Origin of the sequence: Kocuria sp., from assembly GCF_030538595.1 — a bacterium.
Taxonomy (GTDB): Bacteria; Actinomycetota; Actinomycetes; order Actinomycetales; family Micrococcaceae; genus Kocuria.
Genome location: NZ_JAUNTS010000007.1, coordinates 163841 through 170370 on the forward strand (window position 1 = coordinate 163841; position 6530 = coordinate 170370).

6 protein-coding genes and 2 tRNA genes are annotated in these 6530 nt (G+C 61.7%); 4 read left to right on the forward strand and 4 right to left on the reverse strand.

Annotated elements, in window-relative coordinates; all coding sequences use genetic code 11:
• Position 1 precedes the first annotated feature (1 nt).
• Entirely contained in the window at positions 2-1021 is a 1020-nt protein-coding gene (locus Q4G32_RS07960; RefSeq protein WP_303350575.1) for a siderophore-interacting protein, read from the forward strand.
• A gap of 115 nt (positions 1022-1136) precedes the next feature.
• Positions 1137-1209 (forward strand) — tRNA-Arg (locus tag Q4G32_RS07965).
• Between the two features lie 120 nt (positions 1210-1329).
• On the opposite strand, the gene Q4G32_RS07970 is transcribed toward Q4G32_RS07965, so the two are convergent.
• The 4 genes from Q4G32_RS07970 to upp form a co-directional block, all read right to left on the reverse strand.
• Positions 1330-2223, reverse strand: a complete 894-nt coding sequence (locus tag Q4G32_RS07970; RefSeq protein ID WP_303350576.1) for a DUF3800 domain-containing protein — start codon at positions 2221-2223, stop codon at positions 1330-1332.
• Between the two features lie 809 nt (positions 2224-3032).
• Entirely contained in the window at positions 3033-3587 is a 555-nt protein-coding gene (locus tag Q4G32_RS07975) for a SixA phosphatase family protein (RefSeq protein WP_303350577.1), read from the reverse strand.
• A 56-nt stretch (positions 3588-3643) separates the two neighbouring features.
• Positions 3644-4456, reverse strand: a complete 813-nt coding sequence (locus Q4G32_RS07980; RefSeq protein WP_303350578.1) for a winged helix-turn-helix domain-containing protein — start codon at positions 4454-4456, stop codon at positions 3644-3646.
• 585 nt (positions 4457-5041) lie between these two features.
• Entirely contained in the window at positions 5042-5677 is a 636-nt protein-coding gene (gene upp, locus Q4G32_RS07985) for a uracil phosphoribosyltransferase (protein ID WP_303350579.1), read from the reverse strand.
• Between the two features lie 62 nt (positions 5678-5739).
• Here upp and tadA point away from each other — a divergent pair, with 62 nt between their 5' ends.
• Positions 5740-6216: a tRNA adenosine(34) deaminase TadA gene (tadA, locus tag Q4G32_RS07990; RefSeq protein WP_303350580.1), complete on the forward strand. Its 477-nt coding sequence runs from the start codon at positions 5740-5742 to the stop codon at positions 6214-6216.
• 110 nt (positions 6217-6326) lie between these two features.
• Positions 6327-6413 (forward strand) — tRNA-Ser (locus Q4G32_RS07995).
• The last annotated feature ends 117 nt before the right edge of the window (positions 6414-6530 follow it).

Consider the following 6530-nt stretch of genomic DNA (forward strand, 5'->3'; position numbering starts at 1 on the left):
GATGACCACCGAAACTGCAACCGGCACGGCCACCTCCGCCGGCCCACAAGTTGTCTGCGCACAGGTGACCGTCACGGGTGTGCAGCAGCTCTCCCCCACGTTCCGGCGGATTCGGGTGGCAGGGCCTGAGCTGGCCAATTTCTCTGCACAACTGGTCGGCTCCGAATCCTCCAGTCCACTGACGTGCAGCGATGCTTACGTGAAGTTGCTGGTGCCACCACACGGCGCCTCACCCACCCGGCCCAACATCGCCATGGGCTACCGCGCCTGGTTTGCCCAGCCCCAAGAAGAACGCGGCTTCTTGCGCACCTACACGACCCGTTCCGCACGATGGATCCCCTGGCAGGGTGGAACCGTCCCGGAACTGACCCTGGATTTTGTGGTGCATGCCCAAGACCATGGGCCCGGCAGCTTGTGGGCTCTCAACGCTGTTGCAGGCTCCACCGTTTTCATCCTGGGCCCGGGGCCGAATGAACCTGCCTGGACCTCCTGGGGACCGGGCCGGGCTCGTCGGATTGTGGCCGTTGGCGATGAAACTGCGGCACCGGCCCTGCTGTCCATTGTTGAAGAGTTGGAGGCCACAGGTACCGCGGAGCGTGTGGACGTGATTCTGGAAGTTCCGACGACGGCTGACCTCCCCGCCGTCGTCGGTGTAGCTGACCGTGGGGTGCGGAAGGCTGCCGCGCCGGTCAGGGTGCACGCACTGGCACGCGCCGAAAGCGGTCCGCACGGCACCGGCTCCGTCCGCCAACTGGCGCATGTGCTGGATCTCCCCACCTTCTGCGTGGCTGATGTGCTGGCCGGACGCCGCCCGGGGCGAGTCATGACCACTCCCACCCCGGACCCCGAGCTCATGTGGGAGGTGGCGGACCCAGAGGCAGAACGAGACACCTACGTGTTCCTGGCCGGGGAGGCCGCCAGCGTAAAAGCCTGGCGCCGCCTGTGCGTGGACGCCGCAGGCATCCCCAAATCCAATGTGTCCTTCATGGGCTACTGGCGGCGCGGGCAAGCAGAATCCTGACCGGAAACTCAGCTCCTCGATTTGCCGACCGCGCCCAACGGGCGTAATGTAATCACCTGTTCGCGGCGCCAAGGGCACGCGAATGTTGGTTTGTGCAATGCGTTGCATGAACCATGCGCCACTAGCTCAACGGATAGAGCATCTGACTACGGATCAGAAGGTTGGGGGTTCGAATCCCTCGTGGCGCACTTTTCATGTGCGGCCTGACCTGGAGCGATCCGAGTCAGGCCATTTTGCATGTGGCCCAAGAACTCGGGCGATCCCACGTTTACCCCGCGTTTTCGTTTGAGCCGCGGCGAAGCTTGTCATCATGAGTGCCGGTTTTTCTCAGCCATGGCTCGCATCTTGCGACCGGCAGCCGAGTCAATCCACGTCGCCACGAGTTGCCCCTTAGGGGTCGGGTAAAGGCGTCGCGCTCGGTTGAATACTTCGGAGTGGTTGAAGTCCTGGATGGATCTTTGGTGCAGGTGCAGCTTCGACTCATGAGTGAATGACCCTCGGACCTGCTTGAGCTTGGCTTCATCAGTGACCCACTGATACTTCGAGGTCTGGATCAGTTGGTAGTCGATTGCCCTGCTGACACAGGCAGCAACGCAGTCGGCGAACTGAATGTTCGCACTCAACTGACTATCCACATGCATGGGCGGCTCAACGATACGCCGCATCTCTCGGTACTCACCCGCTCGCCCCAAGATGTGGCCGTACATGTCAGGGAGCCGCTCAGCCCTGGTCTTCTCATTGACCTGGTCGATGATGACCATCACCCCATCGGCGTGGCGAGCCAAGCGATTCAAGGTTTCCCGCATGGCCTCCCGCTCACGGTTGGCCGGATTCAGATTTGTCTGCTTGTCTGTTCCAATCGGCTTCTCATCCGCGTAGTAGAACAGGTGCCCACCACACTCATGAACGGTCTTCACGAGGGAATCGAAGACGCGCAGTTGCTGCGGATATCGTTCGGGTGTTGCTGGGCGGAAGATCTGCGCACCTTTGCGTTCCCAGCGCCCGGGGTGCTCGGCCTTCTGCGCCTCTCCCTGAAAGAGAGCGCTCTTGTCTCTCTGGAAGATCGCACCGAACTCACGTGCGTTCCCGTCAGGGATCACGAAGCCTCCGTAACCGAAGGCTGCGCTGGTGTTGAACCGACGATGATCAGGCGCGACGAAAGCACCTGGTTCACCGATCTCATCAATGTAAGCGAGCAACATGTAGTTACGATCTCCTGAACGCAGAAACCCACACCAGTGAGGTGTGGGTTTCTCGAATCGGCGCTCGGGGAACTGTTTCATCCCTAGCTACCAGTAGCCATGGTAGGCACCACGACCTCTTGGGCACAAGCCATCGCGTTGACTCATCTAAGATGCCCGCGTGGAGTGCTTCGTTGACTCATCTCAAAGTGCCCGCGTGAGTCCAGGGTGAGTCAACGCGGTTACTCGTCAGCCAGGGTGCACAGGCCGTAGATTAGTAACCGCAGGAAGGAGACTTCCCGCCTTGCCGAACCCCCGCCACCGAGTGGGGTTTCGTGCGTCACGGCCATGTCCTGGCTCAACCACGCGGCCATGAGTCGCCTCGCTCAAGATTCCCCAAAGTCGTTACTTCTGCGCATGGGCTCTTTCATCGCTTTCCTCAACTGTCTGCCACCTGTTCTAAATGTACGTGGCCATGTCTGCAGCCTGCAGGGCGCGCTCTGTTCGAGAGTCTACAAACGCGATGTGAGGGTGGATTGCTTGGGATGTCTCCTCCAACAGCCGGAAGCGCATACGCATCGGCAGACCACGCCAAGGTCGCCGGTCGCTCGCATGACGGTGCTTCCGTGCAGTTTTACTTCGGATGTGAGCCCTGGGAACGTCGCAGCGTGGCGCACTTTTCATGTGCGGCCTGACCTGGAGTGATCCGGGGCAGGCCGTTTTGCTCACTTCCCATCTGGCTGCCAGATCACCGCCCAGGACGTGGGAACTCGGCGAATCAGTGGGAAGTCAACGGCTGAGTGGCTTCAGGCGCCTCTAGCTGGCTGCGCTCACCAGGAGCCTTCACCGCGTGGGACTTCAAAATCCGTGAGCCGAGCATCTGCACCGTCCAGCTCTGACCAGCTGCACTGTGTACGCAAGACGGCCAATCCGCTGGTGGGATACCCGCCGGAGAGATCCATGACCGCGTCCATGTCCGAATCCGCGCTCGCCAGGCGTATGGCCGCATCTTGAACCGCGGGCTGGTGGCAAATGACCATCAGGGTGCGCACGGAGTCCGGCACAGCGTTGATTTCGGCAAGTACCTGGGCGTCTGAGGCCTCATACAGACGATCAGACAAGTTGGCCGTAGGAGCCAGCTCACCCAGCTCGGAGGACACCCACGTGCAGGTTTGCCGGGTGCGCAAGGCCGAGGAACACAAAATCATTTCCGGGACCAGGTGATTGTCCAGCAGCCACTGACCTGCCACGGGTGCATCAGCTTCCCCGTCAGGGCTCAGCGAGCGCTCGTGATCGTCAACGCCCCATCCGGCCCCAGCCTTGGCATGGCGCATCAAAATCAGCACACGTTCGTCATGGCGTGGGGAATCAGCTCCAGTGCTCATGCCGCCATGTTCTCACGGGCACAGGGCGCCGTGCGCTCCTGCTTGCTACACAGTCCTCAGATGGAGTATTCGGGGGCAGCCCACACCACAACTTCGGGGTGGTCGTAGAAGCGGTACCCCTGCCCCCGGACTGTGCGAACGGTGTTGGCCAGGCGTCCCAGCTTGGAACGCAGACGCCGAATGTGAACGTCAATCGTGCGCTCATTCGGTACGTCCTCCGCGTCCGACCACAGGCTGCCGATCAGTTCACCACGGCCGACGGTACGTGCTGCGTTTTCCACCAGGTAGTTGAGCAGTTCAAACTCCTTGTAGGTGAGGTTCAAGACATCACCGTCCAGGAGCACTTCCCGCCGCGCCAGATCAATCAAGACGCCCACTGACTGCGAAGCCCGCGGCTCGGATTCGGCAACCCCCGCAGAAAGCAGTGTCTCTGGACGCTGGTAACCGGAGGTGGGGTCGCCCAGCGCATTGCGGACCACTTGCAGATCCGTACCCTCCGCACCGGCTTGAGCCAAAGCCACGGCCGCGTAGGTGTCTGCCTGGGGGGCAATCTCAGCGACGGCGCGGCGCAGGTGCCGCACAACCTCCACCAAGGTGGTGCCGTCCTCTGCTGCCTTGCTCTCATCCAGGCCAACGTAGAGCACGAATCCGCGGGCCTCATTGCCCGACGTTGGGGTGGCGTTTTCGCGCGGGGTCAGGCGACGATCTGCCTGCACCTCCCCGGGCGCACCGTTGACCATGGAGCGCATGGTGGGTCCAACTGCGGGCCGCTGCCCCAGCAGTAGGCCCTCCCCCAGGGTGGCTTGATGCCGAACCGCTGCGGCGCGGTTGCGCTGCGAAATGTGAACGTAGCCGGGTGCACCCGCCATAACTGCTCCTCAAGTTCCGGGACTCCACGTGGAATCCGCCGCAGGCCAGCCTCAAGGCCAGCCAGTGCATGGGTGCTGCACGGTGCGTGCGCAGGCTGTCCAAGTCTCTCCCACAAGCCAGACGTTCCTTGTTGCAGCTTTCGCCACCGGAACCTGAACGCTCACTGAATGCAACGCCTCTATCTTCATGCTTAACCACCAGAATGAGCAAGTAACAATGTGCAAGCGGTCTCACATAATGAGATATACGCCTCACAAAGTTGGGGACAACTCCGCAATTCGTCCAAAAATGCGATTAGTGGGCCTCGCGGTATCACCTAGTTGCGGACGAACAGGGGGCTTTTTCAACCTTTCGGGAGCATCGGCCGCAGCTAGCAAACGAATTGATGCCGGTCAATAAGTTGCCGATTGAATCACCTTGATCTCATTATTTGAGATACGCATGAGTAGGTTTAAATACTCACTCTTACCCATTCCCGGCACAGATGCACTCATGCCCCCATACGAAAACCCCCACGCCCAATACAGGCGCAGGGGTTCACGGACCGACACAGCGGCGGCAGCAGTCAGTGCTGCCGAATCGGCTCAGTCAACAACTCCGTACAGGCGGTCACCCGCATCACCCAGACCGGGAATGATGTAAGCCTTCTCATCCAACCGCTCATCCACAGCCGCCAAGACCACGTGAACGTCGTCGTCGTCAAGCTTGGCCTCCAGCGCCTCCAAGCCCTCCGGTGCAGCCAAGAGGCACAGGCAGGTGACCTCGGAGGCACCGCGCTTGCGCAGGAACTTGATGGCCTCCACCAACGTGCCACCCGTGGCCAGCATGGGGTCCAGAACGTAAACCTGCCGGCCACGCAGATCCTCCGGCAGACGCTCGGCATAGGTGACGATGTCCAACGTTTCCTCATTGCGGGCCATGCCCAGGAAGCCGACCTCCGCCGTCGGGACCAAACGGGTCATGCCCTCCAGCATGCCCAATCCGGCGCGAAGAATCGGGACCACCAGTGGCCGCGGGGTGCTCAGCGCGGTGCCGGTGGCGGTGGCGACCGGTGTGGTGACCTCCACAGGCTCCACGCGCACCTCACGCGTGGCTTCATAGGCGATCAGCGTCACCAATTCCTCCACCAATTGGCGGAACACCGGCGAGGGTGTGGAGCGATCCCGCAGAACCGTAAGTTTGTGGGCAACAAGAGGGTGATCCAGAACTGTGACGCGCATGCCGCAAAATTATCAGAGCCGCACCCCTTCCCGCCCCACACCTCCACCCCAGAAAGCCATCCATGCGTACCACCTCACCCTCCCCACAGCACGAACGGTGGATGCTCACCGCCCTGGACCTGGCCCCCACGGCCTTGACCACCGGAGACGTGCCCATAGCGGCCCTTGTCATTCACCACGACGGCGCCGTGGTGGGCCGTGCAGTGAACCGCCGGGAGGCCGACGCCGACCCCACAGCCCATGCCGAAGTCCTGGCGCTACGGGAGGCGGCTCGAACTCTGGGACGCTGGCGTCTGGACGACTGCACGCTGGTGGTGACCCTGGAGCCGTGCGCCATGTGTGCCGGCGCCAGCGTCTTGGCGCGCATCCCGCGGGTGGTTTTTGGTGCCTGGGACGCCAAAGCGGGAGCCTGTGGTTCCGTGCTGGATGTGGTGCGCAATCCCGCGCTGAACCACTGGACGGAGGTCCATGGGGATGTGCTCGCCACCGAATGCGGTCAGTTGATTCGTGACTTCTTCAGGGATCAGCGGGGACGGTGAAGTGGCCACTTTGTGGGTGTGTGGCGGAGGTGTGGGGCCGGAAGGTCATGGGCCAGCTGTGACACCACAATTTTGATGCCCCATGTGGCCTCAGCTAGGCTTCTGGCGCTGGTGACGTGTCCGAGCGGCCGAAGGTGCATCACTCGAAATGATGTTTGGTGTCAAAGCCAACGAGGGTTCAAATCCCTCCGTCACCGCTGATGGCCAAGGCCCCTGCAACCCCGGAAATACGGGTGTTGCGGGGGCCTTCGTCATGCCTGGGTGGCTTCCAGGCGGGTTCCCGGGGCACGTGCTCAAGCCGTGCGCAGTTTGAT

Coding starts and splice junctions, on each gene's coding strand:
- Q4G32_RS07960 (WP_303350575.1), top strand. CDS start 2: ATGACCACCGAAACTGCAACCGGCACGGCCACCTCCGCCGGCCCACAA.
- Q4G32_RS07970 (WP_303350576.1), bottom strand. CDS start 2,223: ATGTTGCTCGCTTACATTGATGAGATCGGTGAACCAGGTGCTTTCGTC.
- Q4G32_RS07975 (WP_303350577.1), bottom strand. CDS start 3,587: ATGAGCACTGGAGCTGATTCCCCACGCCATGACGAACGTGTGCTGATT.
- Q4G32_RS07980 (WP_303350578.1), bottom strand. CDS start 4,456: ATGGCGGGTGCACCCGGCTACGTTCACATTTCGCAGCGCAACCGCGCC.
- upp (WP_303350579.1), bottom strand. CDS start 5,677: ATGCGCGTCACAGTTCTGGATCACCCTCTTGTTGCCCACAAACTTACG.
- tadA (WP_303350580.1), top strand. CDS start 5,740: ATGCGTACCACCTCACCCTCCCCACAGCACGAACGGTGGATGCTCACC.